Annotated in this window: 1 protein-coding gene; it reads right to left on the bottom strand. The window is 65.2% G+C overall.

Annotation, left to right across the window (positions count from 1 at the left end; genetic code table 11):
- Positions 1–512 (bottom strand): IS630 family transposase (locus tag GSE44_RS25230; protein WP_159351557.1); only part of this gene is annotated, 512 nt, incomplete at both ends.

The raw sequence follows: 512 nt of genomic DNA, 5'->3' as shown, positions 1-512 counted from the left end.
CGGGTGATGGCGGAGAAGAAGCCCTCGACGGCGTTGATCCAGGACGCTGAGGTCGGCGTGAAATGGAAGACCCAGCGCGGGTGATCAGCCAACCACTGCCGCACCTTCGGATGCTTGTGGGTGGCGTAGTTGTCGAGGATGGCGTGGATCACCTTGCCGGCCGGAACCGCGCGCTCGACGGCGTTGAGGAAGCGGGCGAACTCCTTGTGGGTGTGCCGCGGCATGCAGCGGCCGACCACGGTTCCGTCGAGGGTGTTAAGGGCGGCGAACAGGGTGGTGGTGCCGTTGCGCTTGTAGTCGTGCGTCATCGTGCCGCACTTGCCGGGCTTCAGTGGCAGGCCCGGCTGGGTGCGATCGAGCGCCTGGATTTGGCTCTTCTCGTCGATCGACAGCACCACCGCATGGCAGGGTGGGTCCATGTAGAGGCCGACGATGTCCTCGACCTTGCTGGCAAAGGCCGGGTCGTTGGAGCGCTTGAAGCTGCGCAGACGGTGCGGTTGCAGACGGTTTGC

Origin of the sequence: Muricoccus harenae (assembly GCF_009848505.1) — a bacterium.
Lineage (GTDB): Bacteria > Pseudomonadota > Alphaproteobacteria > Acetobacterales > Acetobacteraceae > Roseomonas > Roseomonas harenae.
The sequence above is the reverse complement of the archived record's forward strand: the minus strand, read 5'-3'. Positions and strand labels throughout refer to the sequence as shown.